The following is an 18563-nucleotide window of genomic DNA, read 5'->3' as shown; positions in this document are numbered from 1 at the left end:
GACCCCTGAGATGAAACGCCAGGCGCGAAGCTCCTGAAACTCTGAGATCCTGTAGATAACCAGCCCCACGCAGCTGGAGTGTCTATAAACACAAACCCCGCCTTTTGAGCGGGGTTTGTGTTTTTTTGGGTTTGGGATTTTGGGGGCGCTTCGCGCCCCAGCGGGAGCAAGCTCCCTCGCGACAGCAAGCTCCCTCGCCACAACAAGCGCCCTTGCCACAGAAAACTCCCTTGCCACAACAAGCTCCCTTGCCAAAACAAACGCCCATGCCACCAAAGCTCCCTTGCACCAAGTGCTACTCGTCCAGGCATCAGCGGCTCTCAGGACCAAACGCCTCGTCCACCTTGGCCAGGTCGGTGTCACGCAAGTTGCCCGCGTAGTAATGCAATTTGGTCCAGGCCATCAGGTAGTCGTACCGTGCCTGGGCCAGGTCGCGACGGGTGCTGTACAACTGCTGCTCGGCGTTCAGCGCATCGAGGTTGACCCGCTCGCCGCCGAGGATGCTTTGCTTGGTCGAGACCACCAGCGCTTCGGCCGAGGTCAGCGCCTTTTGATACGCCCGCAACTTGCTGACGCCCGACAGGCAAGCACTGAACTGGCGCCGCAGTTCGATCAGGGTTTCGCGGGTCTTGCCTTCCAGTTCGTACTCGGCCTGCTCCATGGCGCGGCTGGCCTGGCGGGTGGAAGCCGAGACGCCGCCACCGGCATACAACGGCATGCTGACTTCGATGCCGATGGTGTTGGTGTCGTAGCGCTGGTTGTAGGTGTTGCCGCTGTCGGATTCCTGCTGGCGCGAGCTGGCATACGCCGTGATGCGTGGCAGGTGCCCCGAACGGTTGCGCTCCACTTCATAACGCGCCACTTCCACGGACTGGCGTTGCGAGGCCAGGTTGGGGTTGTTGGTCAGCGCCAGTTCGTGCCAGGTGTCGTAATTGGCCGGGGTTAGGGTGAAGGCGGCAAACCCCGGGTTCAGCGGCGCCAGGTCGTTGATATTGACGCTCTGCACGCCAATCAGCGCCCCGAGTTCGCGCAGCGAGGCGTCCTGTTCATCCAGCGCCTGGATCTCCTCGGCAGTCGCCAGCTCATAGCGCGACTCGGCTTCCAGGATGTCGGTGCGGGTGCCCTCACCCTGCTGGAACAGATGCTGGTTCTGCTGGAACTGCTGCTCGTAGGCCTTTTTCTTGGCGCGGGCAATGTCGATCTGGTCCTGGGCAAACAACGCCTGGGTGTAATAGGTCAGCACCCGCACCAGCAGCGCCTGGCTCTTGTCGCGGAAGCTCTCGTCGGCAAACAGTGCCTGGGCCACGCCCTTGCGGTAGTTGGCATAGGCTTCGTAGTCGAACAGCGGCTGTTGCAGGGTGAACGTGGAGCCATAGCTGTTGTAGTTGCGGTCATCGTGATAATTGCCGCCGCGCCCGTCGGGCAAGGTGGCCTGGGAGTTGTTGCGGCCCTTGTTGTAGTTGTACGAGAGCTTGGGCAGCAGGCCGGCGCGGCCGATGGTGCGGTTTTCCAGGCCGGCGTCGCGCTCCTTGATGGCACCAAGGAATACCGGGTCGTTGCGCAGGGCCTGTTCGTAGACATCGAACGGGCCCATGGCGGCCTGGGCGCTGCTGCAGGCGAGCAGCAAGGCGATGAACATCGGCTTCATGCTCATTCCTCGGTCAATGCCGAGCCGGCGCGGTCCAGCAGCGGCTTGAACAGGTAATTGAGCAAGGAGCGCTCGCCGGTGCGGATGAACATCTCGGCGGGCATCCCCGGCTTGATCACCAGGCCATGGAGTTTCTCCAGGGCGCTGCTGCTGACGGTGGTGCGCAGCACGTAGTAAGGCATGCCGGTTTTTTCGTCGAGCATCTGGTCGGCGGAGATCAGGCTCACCTCCCCCGGCACCCGCGGCGTGCGGCTCTGATTGAAGGCGGTGAAGAGAATGTCCACCGGCAAGTGCGCACCGACCTTGTCCACCAGGTGCACCGGCAGGCGCCCTTCGACTTCCAGGCGGGTGTCCTGGGGCACGATTTCCAGCAGGGTTTCACCGGCACGCACCACGGCGCCTTCGGTGTGCACGCCCAGGTTGACCGCGATGCCATCGGCGGGCGCGTTGATCTCGCTGTGCTGCAGGTCGAAACCGGCGGAGGTCAGTTGTTGTTCCAGGGTCAGGCTGCGCAGCTGCGCGTCGGCCAGTTGGCTGCGCACTTCCTTCTGGTACTCCTCGCTGTGCTGCTGCAACTTGAGGCGCGACTCGAGGATGCCCTGCTCCACCCGCCCGCTTTCGCCGGTGTTCTGCGCCAGGTCCTGTTGCACCTGGGACAGTTGCCGCTGGTATTCCATCAGCCGGTTGCGCGGGATGTAGCCGTTGTCGGCCAGGGGTTGCAGGTTGTTCAACTGGTCACGCAGGGATTGCGCCTGGGCCGTCAGGTCACTACGGGCGCGACGCATGCCGTTCAGTTGCGCCGTAGCGCCCTCGATACTGGCGCGAATCCCGGCCTGTTCCCGGGCAAAGGCTTCGCGGCGGCTACTGAACAGTTGACGCTGGCCTTCGAGGACCAGTGCCAGGGCTTGATCCGGGTTGCCGCTCAGCTCGGGCGGAAAGGTGATCGTCGACTGGTTATCCCGCTCGCTCTGCCACCGTGCCACGCTGGCCCAGGCCATGCGGTACTGGGCTTGCAGGGAGTGCACGTCGGCCTGGTTCTGCGTCTGGTCGAGACGGAACAGCGGCTGGCCCTGCTTCACCGCCTCGCCCTCACGCACAAGGATCCGGCTGACCACGCCGGGGCTCAGGGTTTGCACCGCCTTGCGCTTGCCCGAGACCACCACCGTGCCTTGTACCGGGATCCCCTGGTCCAGCGGCGCCAGACTGGCCCAGAGGAAAAACCCGCCGGCGCCGACCACCGTCAGCAGCCAGCCCATGCGGGCGAAGAAACGCGCGTCGTGCTCGGGGTGGGTCTGTTCGTAATCGCGGTTGATTTGAATGCTGCTGTCGCTGCTCATGCGCCTGGATTCCTTCCGGCTTGATACTGACGGCTGAGGCTGACCCCGGCCTTTTCTCGTGGTGCTTCCTGCTGGCCGGACAGTGCGCGCAGCACGTCCTGGCTCGGACCAAATGCCTGCAAACGACCTTCGTTCAGCACCAGCAGCTTGTCGGCCTGGGCCAACGCCGAGGAACGGTGAGTCACCAGCACCACCGTGCTGCCCTGGGCTTTCATCTGCATGATCGCGCTGGCCAGGGCGGCTTCACCCACGGTGTCGAGGTTGGAGTTGGGCTCGTCGAGCACGATCAGGCGTGGCCCGCCGTACAGCGCGCGGGCCAGGGCGACCCGTTGTTTCTGCCCACCGGACAGGCCGCTGCCCTCGTCACCGAGCACGGTGTCGTAGCCGTGGGGCAAGCGCAGGATCAATTCGTGCACGCCTGCCTGTTGGGCGGCCTGCACCACCAAATCCGGGTCGGCTTCGCGAAAGCGCGCGATGTTGTCGGCGATGCTGCCGCTGAACAGTTCGATGTCCTGGGGCAGATAACCGATATGCGGCCCGAGGTCGTCGCGGTCCCAGCGATGAATGTCGGCTCCGTCCAGGCGCACGGTGCCCGCCAGGGTTGGCCATACGCCCACCAGCACGCGGGCCAGCGTCGACTTGCCGGAGCCGGAAGCACCCAGCACGCCGAGCACTTCGCCCGCAGTCAGGTTGAAGCTGACTTGATGCAAGGTTGGCACGCGTCGCCCCGGCGGGCCTGCGCTGACTTGCTCGAAACTCACATTGCCCTTGGGCGCCGGCAAGGCCATCTGCTCGCCCTGGGGCGGAAACTCGCGCATCAGGTTGTCCAGGCGCTGGTAGGCCAGTTTGGCCGAACTCCATTGCTTCCACACGGCAATCAACTGGTCGATGGGGCTCAACACCCGACCCATCAAAATGGAGCCTGCGATCATCATCCCGGCGGTCATGTCGCCCTTGATCACCAGGAGCGCACCCAGGCCCAGCACCAACGATTGCAGGCACAGGCGCAGGGATTTACTCAGGGAACTGATGATCGAGCCGGTGTCGCTGGCCTTGTTCTGCAGGCCCAGGAACTGCGAATGCACCTTGAACCAGCGCTTGCGCAATGCACCGAGCATGCCCATGGCCTGGATGGTTTCGGCGTTGTGCAGGTGGCTGGTGGCCAATTGGGTGGATTGCTGGGAATAACCGCTGGCTTCACCCAGAGGCTTTTTGGTCAGGTATTCGTTAAGGCACGCCAGGGCAATCAGCAGCACGGCACCGGCACTGGCCAAGACACCCAGCCACACGTTGAACAGGAAAATCACGAACAGATAGATCGGAAACCACGGCGCGTCGAAAAACGCGAACAGCGCAGGCCCGGTGATGAATTGGCGGATGTGGGTCAGGTCCCCCAGGGATTGCCCGCCATGGCCTTCGCCCCGTTGCAGGTTGCGCTCGAAAGCGGCCTTGTAGACCCGCAGGTTGAAACGCCGCTCCAGTTGGCTGCCGATGCGAATCACGATAAAGCTGCGGATCACCTCCAGCACACCGATAAAGGCGAAGAACCCCACCACCATCAGCGTCAACATCACCAGGGTGGTTTCGTTCTGTGAAGACAGCACGCGGTCGTAGACTTGCAACATATAAATCGACGGCACCAACATCAATACGTTAATCAATGCCGTGAAACAGCCAATACTGATCAGAATACTTTTGTAGTCGCCGAGTGCCTTGAACAGTGGTGCAACGGGAGTGGTCTTCGCCATGTTGCCTGATCTTCCCTGAGCCGAATGACGCGCAATAGTTTACCGAGCGCCCCAATAAGGGGCGGGCAAACATTAAAATCGGGTTATATCGTTATAACGAACTATTACGGTGCACGTTGCAATATCAATACCGCGCCGTTTTTTGCGCGACCTTCATATTCGCCTTCTTTCTGGCGATTCAAATGGGTTATGCCGGTGCCTTCGGCATTCATCAGCCAAATACCATCGGGAGTAGGCGTCCAACTAACGGGGGCTTCCCCCAGCCATTGTCCGGCGCACTCCACATCGCCCCCCAACGCGTTAGCCTGCTCAATCAAGTCCAGTGCGCACACCTGCTCTTGCTGATGCAGCGCCCAATGCCCGGCCAACTGCGCGGAAGTAGGTAAAACCAGACTGCTTGCCATTGCTGTGGCTCCTGCCGACATAAGCAACACCTGGAAACTCCAGGCCACGGTACTGCGAAATAGCGTCATCACCTTCGCCCGTTCATGGGGTGGATGCAAGGGCAGAGGGCGGCGCGTGTGCGCCACCCTCCTTTACGCGTGTATCAGGCCACGATGTCGCTGACGGCTGCCTGGCCAACGGTGGTGACGAGGAAATCCGCCACGCCGTGCCCGGAGAAGTCCACGGCCAATGTGCCCAGGTTGGTACCCGAAGCGTAGGACAGCACCGCGTCGCCGGCATGACCGGTAAACGCGTTGACGAAGGTCAGGCCTGCACCTTTGGTGATGCCGGTGAGGTCGATCTTGTCGGAACCCGAGGTGAAGTCGAAGATCTTGTCCGCCGCACCCGGCTTGGAGTCGGAGCTGGCGCCGAACACGAAGGTGTCGTTGCCTGAGCCGCCCCACAGCTGGTCTGCACCGCCGCCGCCGAAGATGATGTCGTTGCCGGCACCGCCCTTGAGGACGTTGGCGGCTGCGTTACCGATCAGCAGGTCGTTGCCCGAACCGCCGATGGCGTTCTCCACGGTCACACCCTTGGCGATGGAAACGTTGCCCACCAGGCCGCCAACGTCGGAGAACGAGGTTTCATTGAGGTTGATCTTCTGGTTCTGGGTAAAACCGGAGAAGTCCAGGGTGTCGTTGCCGCCACCGTCCCACACCGAGAACACCAGCTTGTCGGCCGATGAAGTGGCGCTGAGGAAATCACGCCCGGTGTTGGAGTTGAAGCCATAGGTGGTGTCACCGGCACGGGTGTTGTAGTTGGCGCCGTAGAGCTTCTGGATCGCGGCGATGTCGTCAATCAGCGGGCCGGACGAGTAGGCTTCTACCCCGCCTTTGCTGAAGTTCTGGTTGGTGTTGCTCTCGCTCCAGTAACTCATGACGCTGTAGCCACGCGTGTCCTGTCCATAGTCCGCGTCTTTGTACGAAGGGTTGCCGGTCCCGGCGTTGTAGTCGCCAGGGTGGTCCAGGCCCAGGGTGTGGCCGATTTCGTGGGTCAGGGTCTGCCGGCCATAGTTGTTCAGGTCCGGGGTCTTGTTCGGCGTGTAGCTGTTGTTCGTCAGGTACCAGGAAGTGCCGTCAAGGCCGCTTTCGTTGTACTTGGCGTTGGTGCCTGGCAGGTAGGCAAAGGCCGCTGCGCCGTCCTGGCCGCCGCTGTAGTTGCCGAAGGTCATGTGGAAGTCACCGCCGGAGGCTTTCTCGGTGAAGGTGACATTGGCCACATCGGCCCAGGATTGCATGGCCAGTACGGCCTGTGCTTTCTGCTGGGTGTTGAACTGGCTGAACCCGGTGATCCCATGCTTGTTCATGGTCGCGTTCGAAGCCGAAGTCAGGAAGGTGTAGGTGAGATCGATCTTGCCGTTGCCATCCACGTCCCGGTACGCGGCGTTCTCACGCAGCAGGTGGTCGGCGGCCTGGTCAACGGTGAACGACGGTTTGCCATTGACCGTGAGGTTGCCACCGCGGTCGTATTGATGGCTAAAGCTATCGATCTGGGTGTAAGCGGTACTTGCTTGAGCCGCCGACACAATAGCTTTGTCTTTTACTTTTGACATAAACGTACTTCCTTGTTTGCAAGTGGAACAGTTTTTGTCCGACCGGACCCACTCTGGCGAGTAAGTCCGATCACTCGCCCCTTTTGAAGGCGAAAGAAAACTGACACAACCTGAAATCATTCGTCCAGCGGTTTTTATCCAAGGATAAAGTTGGGCCGGTGAACAAAACCTGCAAACACTGGTAAATAGCGCCTTATTTAAATCCAGCTATTTAAATATTAAATACTCCTAAAGACATTTAGCCACGAATGGATCCAAAGTATTGACTGAGGTGCACTAAGAAAGTGTCACCGTGTCATTGTTAGTATTGATTGGCCACTATTTAAGTGTTTGTCCCGTATTACCGGGACAAGACTTAGTTTACTTACTGGCCGCGCCAGCCGGTTTGGCGCAATGCCTGCAGGAGCGTGTGGGCATCCAGCGCGGGCACCCGCACACCCTGGTCGGTGGTCATGTCTTCGCCGGCCACTATGGCATTAATGATCGCCTCTTCCACGGCCTCCGCCGCCGCGCTGAACAGCGGTGAAATGTGGTCGTTATTGACCATTTGCAGGGCTGTGCTGAGGGGCGAGCCCTTGCGCCCGTAGTCGGCCACCGGCAAATCCTGATTGCCGGTGGCGAACGCCAGGAACAGGTCCCCGCTGGAGTCCTCGGTACCGCCACCCGTGCGCGCAATCCCGATGGACGCGCGTTGTGCCAGGCGCTGGCATTGATGGGGCAGCAACGGCGCATCGGTGGCGATGATCACCACGATGGATCCCATGCCGGGTGTGCCGCGATCGGCAAAGGGTGACGGGATGTCCATCAATTGCCGGCCTACCGGGTAACCATCCACGCGCAGTTCCTGACGCTTGCCATGGTTGGCCTGCACCAGCACACCGACGGTCCAGCCACCCTGCTCCGCCGGCAAGCGCCGTGACGCGGTACCGATGCCCCCCTTGAACTCATGGCAGATCATCCCGGTGCCGCCGCCCACGGCGCCCTCCGCCACCGGCCCGGATTCGGCGTTGGCCAGCGCCTCGCGCACATGCTCCGGGCCGACGTGCTGGCCCCAGATATCGTTGAGCAAGCCGTCGTAGGTTTCCATCACCACCGGCATGCACCAGTACACGGCGGGGTCTTCGAGGCTTTCGCGCTCCAGGGCGATCAGCGTGTCGCGCACAATCCCGATGCTGTGGGTGTTGGTGATCGCCAGCGGCGTGGTCAGCAACCCCGATTCGCTGATCCACTCAAGCCCCGTGGCGTCGCCATTGCCGTTGAGCACGTGGTAGCCGGCAAAACACGGCTGATACCGCGCGGCACCGGCCCGGGGCTGGATCGCCGTCACGCCGGTACGTACCTGTTTGCCGTCGATGCGGGTCTTGATCGTACTGTGGCCGACCCGAACCCCTGGAACGTCGGTGATGGCATTCAACTCACCGGGCGTACCCAGTCCCAAGGTGATGCCCAATTGACGTGCACGCATAACCACTCCTTACAATTTCTGAAACGCCGGACTCAACCGGCCACTGATGCAATACAGGATCACCGACAGTGCCAACAGGCCGATGATAATCATGATGTCGCGAACCGAGGCGGCAATCGCCAGGGTCACCAACAGGTAGCCGGCGCCCAGCACCGCCAGCAAGGCCGGCACCGGCCACAACGGCATGCGATACGGGTGCTCGCGGTCACGCAGCAACACCCGGCTCATCAACGCGCTCAACGCCACGATCAGGTACACCAGCATGATCAGCAGCACGCTGAAAGACGTCAGGTCCGCCAGGTTGGAGCTGAAGCTGAGCAATGCCGAAGGGACCGCCAGGAACAGCGTAGCCAACCACGGGGAATCCCAGCGTGGATGAATCCGGGTGAAGAGTTTGTTGATGGTGGGTGTCCACAGCGCATCGCGGCCGCTGCTGAACACCACCCGGCCAATCTGGATGACGATGGCGACGATGGCGTTGAATACCGACAGGAAGATCCCGGCGCTGACCAGCCGCGACAGGGTTTCGTTACCGTGGCTGGTCAGCAGGTAGCCGATCGGGTCGGGGCTGCTGATCATCGCGCTGAGGGATGGCGCACCGATCAGCAAGGCGGTGATCGGCACCAGCTCGATGACCACCACCAGGCCCAGGGACCACAACACCGCCTTGTGCACGCCCTTGCCGCCGCACTTCATGTCTTCGGCCAGCAAGACGGCGGGACCGTAGCCATTGAACGAGAACAGGCCGATGCCCACCGCGCCGATGACCAGCGCCCAGGGCGCCAGGTGCAGCACGCCGTTCTCGACGATTTGCGGTTGCAACAGCACGCTGACCGGCTGCACCGGGTTGCCGAAGCCGATAAACACGATCACCAGCAACGCCGCCACTTCCAGCAGCAGGCAGGTGCCGGTGATCCAGGCATTCAGCTTGATATTGAGGATGCCCAGGGCGTAGCTGCACACCACAATCACCAGGGCCACGGTTTGCGAATCGAATTGGGTGCCGAGGGCGTTATTCAGGTAAGTCGCCGCCCCGGTGGCCAGTACCGGCGGGATAAACAGCAGCATCACCAGTACCGTGAGGAACGTCGCGTAGCCGGCCATGCCGCCGAACACCCGCTTGGCATACACGTATTCGCCGCCGGCGCTGTTGTGGGCACGCCCGAGTTCGGCGTAGCAAAAGGCGAACATCAGCGCGAGCAAGGCGGCCATCACAAAGGCCAGGAACACCCCGCTGCCGGCCTGCTGGATGGCAAACGGCGCAATCACGAACACTGAACTGGCCGGGGTGACCGCCGAGACGGTGATGGCCACTACATCGAATACGCTCAGGGTGGGTTTCAGCACGCCGTCGGGCGTGGAAGGAGCACTCATATCGTTATCCTCTTGATTGTTCTTGGTTTGAGGCAGAAACGAAAAGGTGAAGCGGCGCAGGGTATGTTCCCCACTGACTGACGGCCAACTTAAACACTCTGTGTAAATCGGCCAATTCCCCTATTGGAGTACTCCCCTTGACGCCGCCGGGCAAAAGTCGAACCCTTGCGGCCTGAATCCTTAGCGTGGAGCTGCACATGAGCCTGTTCAGGGAAGTCGGCATGCACGCGGGCCTGGGGCGTACCGTCGCACAGATCGGCACCGGGCGTTTCTGGAAGCAACTGGTGCTGTTGCTGCACCAATGCCTGCCCTTCGACAATGCCCTGGCGATCTTCTACCCCGCCGATGGCCCGCCCGAAGCGCTGGAAGAATACGACGCACAACCGAGCAGCAAACCGGCGTCGATGCTGGTTTATCTGAATGGCTTGTACCTGTTGGACCCGTTTTTCCAGGCGTGTCGCGAGGGGTATGCCAGTGGCGTGTACCGCCTTGAGGAAGTGGCGCCGGATCATTTTCGCCAGAGTGAATACTTCCTCAATTACTTCCACGACAACGTGCTGGAAGACGAGGTGCAATTCATCCTGCAATTGCCGGGTGCGGGGACGTTATCGCTGTCGTTGGGGATGCAGCGGTTGTTTACCGGCGAGGAAACGGGGTTGATGACCATGCTCGCGGCCTGGGTGTTGCCGTTGATGCAGCAGCATTGGCAGCAAAGCACCCAGCGAGTGGCCGCGCCGGCGGAAATGGCCAGCCAGATACGGGACGCGTTGAGTCATTTCGGCTGTGGTGTGTTGTCGGAACGGGAGCTGGAAATAGCGCGATTGGTGTTGCGCGGGTTTTCGTCAAAAGCCATGGCCGAACGGCTGAATATCTCGCCGGATACGGTCAAGGTTCATCGTCGGCACCTGTATGCCAAGCTGGATATCTCGTCGCAGCCGGAGCTGTTTTCGTTGTTTATCCAGTCGTTGGGGCATGACTTGGAGAATCCTTGATTCCGCGGCGTGGGAACGCCGCCCTGGACGCTCCGCATGCGCTTTTGAAGTCGTGACGCGGAGCGTCACAGGATGCATTCCCACGCGGAGCGTGGGAACGATCATCAACGCCCGGTACGAATGGTGTTCCACACCCGCGTACGAATCCGGTCGATGTTCAGCGGCATTGCTTCCAGTGCGAACAACTTGCCCATCATTTCCGGACTTGGGTACACCTTGGTGTCGCTCTTGATTGCCGGGTCCACCAGGCTGTCCGCCGCGGCATTGCCGTTGGCGTAGTGCACGTAGTTGGTGATGCTGGCCATCACTTCCGGGCGTAGCAGGTAGTTCATGAAGGCATAGCCGGCTTTTTCATCCGGGGCATCGGCGGGCATGGCGACCATGTCGAACCAGATGGCGGCGCCTTCTTTCGGAATGTTGTAGCCGATATTCACGCCATTCTTGGCTTCCTTGGCGCGGCTTTCGGCCTGGAGGATGTCGCCGGAGAAGCCGACGGCCACGCAGATGTCGCCGTTGGCCAGGTCGGCGGTGTATTTCGAGGAGTGGAAATACGCCACGTATGGCCGCACTTTCATCAGCAGGTCCTCGGCCTTTTTGTAGTCTTCCGCCTTCTTGCTGTGGTGCGGCAGGCCCAGGTAGTTGAGCGCCGCCGGCAGCAGCTCCGGGCCGTTGTCGAGGATGGCGACGCCACACTTCTGCAGTTTTTGCATGTTCTCGGGCTTGAAGATCAGGTCCCAGGAATCCACTGGGGCGTTGTCGCCGAGTACCGCCTTGACCTTGTCGATGTTGTAGCCGATACCGGTGCTGCCCCACAGGTACGGGAAGCCGTGGGCGTTGCCCGGGTCGTTGTTTTCCAGGGCCTTGAGCAGCACCGGGTTGAGGTTCTTCCAGTTGGGCAACTGGCTCTTGTCGAGTTTCTTCAGCGCCCCGCCCTGGATCTGCCGGGCCATGAAGTGGTTGGAGGGGAACACCACGTCATAGCCGGATTTGCCGGTCATCAACTTGCCGTCGAGGGTTTCGTTGCTGTCGTACACGTCGTAGGTGAAACCGATGCCGGTTTCTTTCTGGAAGTTCCTGGTGGTGTCGGGGGCGATATAGTCCGACCAGTTGTAGATCTTCACCGTCTCGGCGGCTTGGCTGAGGGTGGCGACGAATACCAGCGGCAACAGGGCAATGGGTCTCATGGTTCGATTTCCTGGCGGTTTTAGGGCTGTTTTTATGGCAGGCGATCAAAGATCAAAGAATCAGAGGATCAATACATAGGTCTTGCGCACGGTTTCCTGGATGTCCCAGATACCGGTGCTGTTGGCCGGCAACATCAGTGCGTCGCCGGCTTCTATGTGGAGCATTTCCCCGTTGTCGGGGGTGAAGGTGCACCGTCCCTGGATAAAGTGGCAAAACTCCTGGGCTTTGATCTGCCGGCGCCAGCGCCCGGGCGTGCATTCCCAGATGCCGGTTTCGACGCCGTCGCTACGTTCCACGCTCAAGGTCGAGGCCACCGCGACCGGTGTGCCCAGTGGCACGGCGACGGGCGAGGAGTCCGGCAAATGGGCGCTGAGTGTGTCTTTGAACTGGATAATGCTCATGTTCATACCTGTGGTGATTGAAACGACTTAGTGCATGAAACCTTCCATGAACCCGGCAACCCCGCTGGCCAGTTTGCGGCGCCACGGGGCGGTATTGGGGTTGGCCAACACCTGGTCCTCATGCACAAAACTGCGGATGATCGCGTTGTAGCCCAGCCAGCGGCAGGGTTCCGGTTCCCAGGCCTTGAGCCCGTCCAGCCGGCCCGGCTGAATCACCCATGGCTGGCGAACCAACGGCGTATCGAGCCCCAGGATCAAGTCCGCCAGGGTGCGGCCACCGAGGTTGCTGGCGCCTACGCCCTCGCCGCCGTAACCACCGGCCAGGGCGATGCCTGCCGCGTGATCGCAGAGCATGTGCGGCTTGAAGCGCCGGGACATGCCCAGGTTGCCGCCCCAGGCGTGGGTGATCCGGACTTTCTTGAGCTGCGGGAACAGTTCGCCGAACAGGTAGCGACGCAGTTCGACTTCGCTGTCGGTGAGCTCGAAGTTGTGCCGCAACTTGCCGGCAAACTGATAACCCCCGCGAGCGCCGAACACCAGGCGGTTGTCCGCCGAACGCTGGCCGTAAGTCACTTGCCGGCTGCTCTCGCCGAACGCCTGGCCACGATTCAGGCCGATCTCGTCCCAGGTGCTGGCCGGCAACGGCTCGGTGGCAACGATCAGGCTTTGCACCGGCAACTGATAGCGCCCCAGCGGAGCCAGCGTGGTGGCATACCCTTCCACCGCCGGCACCACCCAGGAGGCGCGCACCGAGGCTTTGTCCGTGCGCAGGCTGCCGGACTGCCAATGAGTGACGGGACTGTTTTCGTAGATCTTGACGCCCATCCGCTCCACCAACCGCGCCAGGCCGCGCACCAGCTTGGCCGGGTGAATCGTGGCAACGTGGGGTGCATAGATGCCGCCATAAGGCTTGGCGATACGGATCTGCTCGGCCAGTTGCTGCGGGCCAAGCCAACGGTAATCGTCGTCGGTCAGGCCCTGGCTGTGAAGTTTGGCCAGGTACGCACGCAGGGTGGCTTCCTGTTCGGGGTAGCGCGCGGCGCAATACAGCACACCACCCTTGCGGTAGTCGCAGTCGATGCCTTCGCGCTCGATCACTTGCGCGACTTCGTCGGGGATGGCGTGCAGCAGGTCGAACGAGGCCCGGCGCTGTTCCGGGGTCAGGCCGGCCAACAGGCGGTCCTCTCCCAGCAGGTTGCCCATCAGCCAGCCGCCGTTACGGCCCGAGGCACCGAACCCGGCGGTTTGCGCCTCGATGATTGCGATTTTCAGCTCGGGCGCCTGGCGCTTCAGGTAATACGCGGTCCAGAGCCCGGTGTAGCCGGCGCCGATGATGGCCACGTTGACGTCCAGGTCCTGCTCCAGGGACGCGCGTGCCAGCAGCGGCTCGTCCAGCTGGTCCATCCATAAACTGATATTGCGCCATGCAGGCATGCCAAGCTCCACCACCACACTTCGATGGCAGTGATCCTAGAGCCTGGCCTCAGGGGCTGTCTTGCGCGCGTGCACGCAGGGAAATTTGTTTGACGTAGGCCTTTGGCGACTGGCCGGTGTGCTGGCGGAAGCTGCTGTAGAACGCCGACGTCGAATTGAAGCCGGCGGCAAACGCCAGTTCGTCGATGCGGATCGGCGGCGCGGCCATTTCCAGTGCAGCCAGCAAATGCTGGAGGCGTGCCTGGTTGACGTAGCGATAAAAACTTTGCCCCAGCACCTGGTTCAACAGGTAGGAAATCTGATTGCGGCTGTACCCGCACTCCTTCGCCACCCGTTGCAGGTCCAGCTCGGGGTCCAGATAGGGTTGCTGGCGCTCGAAGTACTGTTGCAGGTCGTTGGCCATGTAGCTCAGTTGCTGCGGCGACAGGCCCAGGCGGCTGACGGTCGGGCGTGTGGTCTCGCGACGGCTGGCAGACTGCTCGTGGACCAGGGAGGCGTACTCGTTGACCCGCCAGATCAAGCCATCGCGCACGGTAATCGCTTCGCTGGTGCGAAACGACACCAGGCCCTGGCCGCCACGCAAGGTGATGCGGTATTGGATGAACGCGGTGTCGCCGTCGGCGCGGATGCGGTCGGTGTGTTCGATCGCTTCGTCGGCGCCACGGGGCATGCTGGATTGCAGGTATTCGCGCAGCTCGCCGGCACCCACCACGCGGTTCTGGAAGAAATCGTGGTACTGGATGTCCGGATGGTAGTACGACATCACTCCATCCAGGTCCCGATCCCGCCAGCACAGATGGTGACGCAGTACCAGCTTGGCCGTAGCTTGGGTTTTCTGGGAGTCATCCGGAATGATGTCTTGCATTGAGCGCTCTACGCCGGTGAAAAAAGAGGCAGCTTGCCCAACTGCCCGTACCCGCTCAACGGCCATTTGATATTTCCGACTAATGGCCTTTCGCTTAATACCACGCAGCACGTGACCCATATCAACGTTATTGAAAACAACTGCCGGACGGGACGAAAAAACTCCCATGCCCGATGCGAACGAATGCTATTTTTAGTGCTCACGACGGCCAGGACCAGTGACGGTCATGGCGCCCCTGCAGCGAGCTAAAGGAAGCGCTCAATGAACAAGGTGGGCAACATGAACAAAGTGACATTCCCCAATGCCTGCCAGTTGATGCGCTGGCACTTTCATCCCATGGGCTTTGAGGCGAGCATGGATGCTCCCGGCAGTATGATCGCCCGCCTGTTCGACCGCGCCAGCGGGGAAACCCTGATTGCAATTGCCGGTATCCCTTGCGCCACGGTGATGAACGCTGCTGACGTGGAGCGGATCATCGAGGCGGTTGAGGATGAACTGGAGTCGTTTGTGCCGCCGCTGTCGCTACGGGCTTGATCTGGAGAAGCAGGTATCCTGTGGCGAGGGAGCTTGCTCCCGCTGGGTTGCGTAGCAGCCCCAAAACCCTGGGAGCGCTGCGCACTCCNNGCTCCCTCGCCACAGGATTCAACGTCACCCCTTATGATTTGCTGATGCGCTGGTCGTCAAAAAACGGTTTGTCCCCGGCAACACGGTCCGAAGCCTTTGGCACATTCACCCCTTGGCCATCCTGGCCGTCGACGTACCAATAGCAATGGCTCACCGCCCGGGTAATGCCCACGTAGGCCAGGCGCAGCACTTCGTCTTTCTGCGCGCTGTCGTAAGCTTCGGTATCGCCGTCCTTGCCCAGTCCTGCCATGCGGTAGACCTGGTTCTTGTACGGCGAACTGGTCAAGTGCTGGCAGTCGCCCAGCAGGAATACAGCATCCGCCTGCAAGCCCTTGGCGCTGTGATAGGTCAGTTGCTTGAGTCGGCGGCTGCCGTACGGCAAACTAGAATCCACATTAACTACCGACTGAATATGCTCTTGCATCAATGACTTATCGCTACTTTTTCGATACAGCATTAACACCGAATCACCCTTTTGATAGTGCGCCAGCAGTTGTTGGCCCAGCGCCGCATCGTCACGGTCACGCACCGTGACCGGCACCAACTCCTTCACGGTTCCACTGGCCTTGGCTTTCTTGCCGCTGATGGCCGGGGCCGCCCGCACAATGTGCTCGGCAGCATCGATCACGTGCTGATGGCTGCGGTAGTTCTCGCCCAGCATCACCCGGGTGGTCGTGGGTGACGGGAACTCCTTGTTGAACTCCATGAAATACTTGGGCGAACTGCCACGCCAGCCATAGATCGACTGCCAGTCATCGCCCACGCACAACAGCGAAGAGCGCTGGGCCCCGCGCCCCACGTGCATGGCCGGCCCACGGCTGCGGATCTCCCGCAGGCTGGCCCGGATCCACGAGACGATCTGCGGCGATACGTCCTGGAATTCGTCGATCATCAGGTGCGACATCGGCCGTAGCAGCGGGTCGCTGAGCAACTTCAGGTTCTCCGGGGTGTTTTCGCCAAACAGCGAGAACATCCGGTTGTAGGTCATGACCGGTGGCGACTGGTCCAGCAAGTGATCTTCGAGGGCCTTCCAGAAAATGCTCAGTGCCTCGAAGTAAAAACGGTCTGGATCATCCTTGGCAAAACTCATCTTGCCCACGGCGGTGGGCACATCCAGCCCGAGGTTCTCGATGAACCCGGCGGCGGCAACAAAGCTGTCCAGCAACGGTGCCGAACCCAGCTCGCCCTTGACCTTGTAATCGAAGCCCGGGCCCGCTGTTGCGTCACCTGCCAGGCTGCTTAAAAGCCGCTTGGAAGACTCGTAGCTTTCTATCCATATCAATGGCTTACGACAGAAAGCTTGAAATAGGGTTCGCTTTACCGCCCATTCGGCACGTACTGACAGCTTGGACCCGGGTCGACTGACCTGGGCATTTTCCCGCGGGTCGAAGCCCAGTACGACCCAGGCATCCAGTTCGGCAATGTAGCCATGGCAGTGAAACTTCGCGCCGTTGATATCGAACGTCTGGCGATTGGGCTCGATGCCCTTGATCGGCCAGGCGCCGGCACGAAACCACAGGTCTTCGATCACATCGCAGAGTTCTTCATCGCGCTTGGCCGCCAGTTCGGTCACCGCCACGCGTTTTTGCACGTCCGGGTGATCCCGCTCCAGCTCCTTGAGTTGCAGGGCATGGCGCGCCAGCGGGGCGATCAGTTCGCGGAAGCGTTCATGGCGGCCATGCAGCCGGTGATAGCAGGCATTCAGTTGCTGGCGCTGGGCGTCGTTGATCCGCAATTCGAAGGGGTTGCTGTCGGCCTCATCAAAGCCCGCTTCGGTCCGCGCATTGAGGTTCTCGAACGCCTGCAGCCGTTCAAGGCCCGGCAGGCTGCGCACCATTGGCAGGATGCGTGAGTGAAAGGTCCGCACCACCGCTTGCGCTTCTTTCATACCAAGGGGTTGGCCCCACAAGGCGAGAATTTCCATGAGCTTGTTGATGAAGTCCTTGCGCGACTCACGGGTGAAGGTCACCACCGTCATCGAGCTCAGCTCGAAGCCCAGGTAATGGGTCAGCAGCAGGATACGCAGCACCAGCGAGGTGGATTTACCCGCGCCGGCGCCGGCGATCACCGAGGTGGACGGCGTGTCGCTGAAGATCATCTTCCATTGCGCCGCACTCGGCTGGGCATGGGCCGGCAGCAGGCGCGCCACATCAGCCTTGATGCGTTTTTTCAACTCGGCGGTCAGCGGCAGGCGCCAATCATCGAACAGATTGTCGTCAACACCCGGCGCAGTGTGCTCATCCGGCCGGAAGTCACGAATCAGCAGGACCTGGCGGCCTTCTTCGATACCATCCGCCTTGCCTTCCTTATAGCCATACTCCACGCCGGCCGTGTGGCCACTGCGAAAGCCGTCGGCCTGGCCATGCAGCCATGAGAAACGGTGCTGTGCCCGCAGGCGCGTCAGGCCGTGACCGAATAATCGGGCGGCGAGCCGTTTCAACAGGGGCATTTCGGCCAGTGGCCGCAGTTCGGGAGGCAGATCGGGGGTGTGTTGCGGCACGCGGACTCCTGCGATGCTTTAACTCGGACAAGAGCCCTATGGTCGCCGCAAATGCCCCACAGTTCCAGCCAATTGCTTTGCGCTCATGCAGTTAGGCGATGAAGTGAAGACAAGTCCTGAGCATCGGCATCGAAGCATTCGATAGGAATCCAGCATTTTTTACGCTTTTTATCGATCTGGCGCTGCTGGATGATGGCTCCCATCCACAGGAGACGATCATGCTTGAACTTCGACCTTTCAACACCCTGGGCGGCGCCAATCACGGTTGGCTGGACGCTCACCACCACTTCTCGTTTGCCGAATACCATGACCCCAAGCGCATGCACTGGGGCAACCTGCGGGTGTGGAACGATGACCTCATCGCACCGGGCACCGGCTTCCCGCAGCACCCGCACCGGGACATGGAAATCATCACCTATGTGCGTGAAGGCGCCATCAGCCATGCCGACAACCTGGGCAACCAGGGCCGCACCGAGTCCGGCGACGTCCAGGTAATGAGCGCCGGCACCGGGATCGCCCACAGCGAGTACAACCTGGAAGCTACGCCGACCAAGATTTTCCAGATCTGGATCATACCCAATGAGGCCGGTTTGCCGCCGTCGTGGGGCGCGAAGCCGTTTCCGAAAGGTGACCGCGAAGGTTTTGTGACCCTGGCCAGTGGCAAGGCCGGAGACAGCGAAAGCCTGCGGATTCGGGCCGATGCACGCTTGGTAGCGGCAAACCTGAAAGCCGGTGAAAGTGCCGAGTATCGGCTGGACAACGGACGCCGGGCGTACCTGGTACCGGCCACCGGGGTGATTGAAGTCAATGGCTTGCGTGCACAAGCTCGAGACGGTGTGGCGGTTGAGGATGAGCAGGTACTGCGGGTGACAGCGGTTGAGGACAGCGAGATCGTGTTGGTCGACCTCGCCTGACCGAGCTTGAATGTGGCAAGGGAGCTTGCTCCCGCTGGGGTGCGAAGCGCCCCCAAAAATGGGACTGCTGCGCAGTCCGG

At 61.1% G+C, this 18563-nt stretch carries 15 protein-coding genes; 3 read left to right on the top strand and 12 right to left on the bottom strand.

What is annotated here, in order from left to right:
• Positions 1-310 precede the first annotated feature (310 nt).
• From HX873_RS17805 to HX873_RS17775, 7 genes are all read right to left on the bottom strand, one after another.
• Positions 311-1648, bottom strand: a complete 1338-nt coding sequence (locus HX873_RS17805; protein ID WP_087694409.1) for a TolC family outer membrane protein — start codon at positions 1646-1648, stop codon at positions 311-313.
• Between the two features lie 2 nt (positions 1649-1650).
• On the bottom strand, positions 1651-2985 hold the full coding sequence (locus tag HX873_RS17800) for an HlyD family type I secretion periplasmic adaptor subunit (protein WP_134326661.1): 1335 nt from the start codon (positions 2983-2985) through the stop codon (positions 1651-1653).
• On the bottom strand, positions 2982-4733 hold the full coding sequence (locus HX873_RS17795) for a type I secretion system permease/ATPase (protein ID WP_003217110.1): 1752 nt from the start codon (positions 4731-4733) through the stop codon (positions 2982-2984). Before HX873_RS17795 ends, HX873_RS17800 begins: the two co-directional genes overlap by 4 nt.
• A 104-nt stretch (positions 4734-4837) precedes the next feature.
• A complete protein-coding gene (locus tag HX873_RS17790; RefSeq protein WP_050550305.1) occupies positions 4838-5206 on the bottom strand; it encodes an AprI/Inh family metalloprotease inhibitor in 369 nt (122 codons plus the stop codon).
• 74 nt (positions 5207-5280) lie between these two features.
• Positions 5281-6729, bottom strand: coding sequence for a serralysin family metalloprotease (locus HX873_RS17785; RefSeq protein ID WP_003217113.1), 1449 nt, complete (start codon positions 6727-6729; stop codon positions 5281-5283).
• 364 nt (positions 6730-7093) lie between these two features.
• Entirely contained in the window at positions 7094-8194 is a 1101-nt protein-coding gene (locus tag HX873_RS17780) for a P1 family peptidase (RefSeq protein WP_003217115.1), read from the bottom strand.
• Positions 8195-8203: 9 nt separating this feature from the next.
• Positions 8204-9568 (bottom strand): APC family permease, encoded by a 1365-nt coding sequence (locus tag HX873_RS17775; RefSeq protein WP_177021716.1) that lies wholly within the window; start codon positions 9566-9568, stop codon positions 8204-8206.
• 197 nt (positions 9569-9765) lie between these two features.
• Here HX873_RS17775 and HX873_RS17770 point away from each other — a divergent pair, with 197 nt between their 5' ends.
• Positions 9766-10560, top strand: coding sequence for a helix-turn-helix transcriptional regulator (locus tag HX873_RS17770; protein ID WP_008433783.1), 795 nt, complete (start codon positions 9766-9768; stop codon positions 10558-10560).
• Positions 10561-10664: 104 nt separating this feature from the next.
• Here HX873_RS17770 and HX873_RS17765 read toward each other — a convergent pair whose 3' ends face one another.
• The 4 genes from HX873_RS17765 to HX873_RS17750 are packed head-to-tail and all read right to left on the bottom strand — an operon-like array spanning position 10665 to position 14445.
• The gene (locus HX873_RS17765; RefSeq protein WP_003217120.1) at positions 10665-11744 is read right to left on the bottom strand and encodes a polyamine ABC transporter substrate-binding protein; all 1080 of its coding nucleotides are present in this window, start codon (positions 11742-11744) and stop codon (positions 10665-10667) included.
• 60 nt (positions 11745-11804) lie between these two features.
• Positions 11805-12146, bottom strand: coding sequence for a cupin domain-containing protein (locus HX873_RS17760; protein ID WP_177122985.1), 342 nt, complete (start codon positions 12144-12146; stop codon positions 11805-11807).
• Between the two features lie 27 nt (positions 12147-12173).
• The gene (locus HX873_RS17755) at positions 12174-13580 is read right to left on the bottom strand and encodes an FAD-binding oxidoreductase (RefSeq protein WP_177122984.1); all 1407 of its coding nucleotides are present in this window, start codon (positions 13578-13580) and stop codon (positions 12174-12176) included.
• A gap of 49 nt (positions 13581-13629) precedes the next feature.
• Positions 13630-14445 carry an AraC family transcriptional regulator gene (locus tag HX873_RS17750; protein ID WP_177122983.1) on the bottom strand — a complete coding sequence of 272 codons (816 nt, stop codon included), beginning with the start codon at positions 14443-14445 and terminating at the stop codon, positions 13630-13632.
• Positions 14446-14706: 261 nt separating this feature from the next.
• Between HX873_RS17750 and HX873_RS17745 the strand changes: the two genes are divergently transcribed.
• On the top strand, positions 14707-14979 hold the full coding sequence (locus HX873_RS17745; protein ID WP_003217129.1) for a DUF1652 domain-containing protein: 273 nt from the start codon (positions 14707-14709) through the stop codon (positions 14977-14979).
• 121 nt (positions 14980-15100) lie between these two features.
• On the opposite strand, the gene HX873_RS17740 is transcribed toward HX873_RS17745, so the two are convergent.
• Positions 15101-17569 (bottom strand): UvrD-helicase domain-containing protein, encoded by a 2469-nt coding sequence (locus tag HX873_RS17740; protein ID WP_177122982.1) that lies wholly within the window; start codon positions 17567-17569, stop codon positions 15101-15103.
• Between the two features lie 218 nt (positions 17570-17787).
• Here HX873_RS17740 and HX873_RS17735 point away from each other — a divergent pair, with 218 nt between their 5' ends.
• Positions 17788-18483 carry a pirin family protein gene (locus HX873_RS17735; RefSeq protein WP_177122981.1) on the top strand — a complete coding sequence of 232 codons (696 nt, stop codon included), beginning with the start codon at positions 17788-17790 and terminating at the stop codon, positions 18481-18483.
• Positions 18484-18563: the final 80 nt, after the last annotated feature.

This window comes from Pseudomonas sp. P7758 (assembly GCF_013386485.1).
In the GTDB taxonomy this organism is placed as follows: Bacteria; Pseudomonadota; Gammaproteobacteria; order Pseudomonadales; family Pseudomonadaceae; genus Aquipseudomonas.
The sequence above is the reverse complement of the archived record's forward strand: the minus strand, read 5'-3'. Positions and strand labels throughout refer to the sequence as shown.

Bases quoted from the DNA above. Each gene is read 5' to 3' on its own strand.
- HX873_RS17805 (WP_087694409.1), bottom strand. From the start codon at position 1,648: ATGAAGCCGATGTTCATCGCCTTGCTGCTCGCCTGCAGCAGCGCCCAG.
- HX873_RS17800 (WP_134326661.1), bottom strand. From the start codon at position 2,985: ATGAGCAGCGACAGCAGCATTCAAATCAACCGCGATTACGAACAGACC.
- HX873_RS17795 (WP_003217110.1), bottom strand. From the start codon at position 4,733: ATGGCGAAGACCACTCCCGTTGCACCACTGTTCAAGGCACTCGGCGAC.
- HX873_RS17790 (WP_050550305.1), bottom strand. From the start codon at position 5,206: ATGACGCTATTTCGCAGTACCGTGGCCTGGAGTTTCCAGGTGTTGCTT.
- HX873_RS17785 (WP_003217113.1), bottom strand. From the start codon at position 6,729: ATGTCAAAAGTAAAAGACAAAGCTATTGTGTCGGCGGCTCAAGCAAGT.
- HX873_RS17780 (WP_003217115.1), bottom strand. From the start codon at position 8,194: ATGCGTGCACGTCAATTGGGCATCACCTTGGGACTGGGTACGCCCGGT.
- HX873_RS17775 (WP_177021716.1), bottom strand. From the start codon at position 9,568: ATGAGTGCTCCTTCCACGCCCGACGGCGTGCTGAAACCCACCCTGAGC.
- HX873_RS17770 (WP_008433783.1), top strand. From the start codon at position 9,766: ATGAGCCTGTTCAGGGAAGTCGGCATGCACGCGGGCCTGGGGCGTACC.
- HX873_RS17765 (WP_003217120.1), bottom strand. From the start codon at position 11,744: ATGAGACCCATTGCCCTGTTGCCGCTGGTATTCGTCGCCACCCTCAGC.
- HX873_RS17760 (WP_177122985.1), bottom strand. From the start codon at position 12,146: ATGAGCATTATCCAGTTCAAAGACACACTCAGCGCCCATTTGCCGGAC.
- HX873_RS17755 (WP_177122984.1), bottom strand. From the start codon at position 13,580: ATGCCTGCATGGCGCAATATCAGTTTATGGATGGACCAGCTGGACGAG.
- HX873_RS17750 (WP_177122983.1), bottom strand. From the start codon at position 14,445: ATGCAAGACATCATTCCGGATGACTCCCAGAAAACCCAAGCTACGGCC.
- HX873_RS17745 (WP_003217129.1), top strand. From the start codon at position 14,707: ATGAACAAGGTGGGCAACATGAACAAAGTGACATTCCCCAATGCCTGC.
- HX873_RS17735 (WP_177122981.1), top strand. From the start codon at position 17,788: ATGCTTGAACTTCGACCTTTCAACACCCTGGGCGGCGCCAATCACGGT.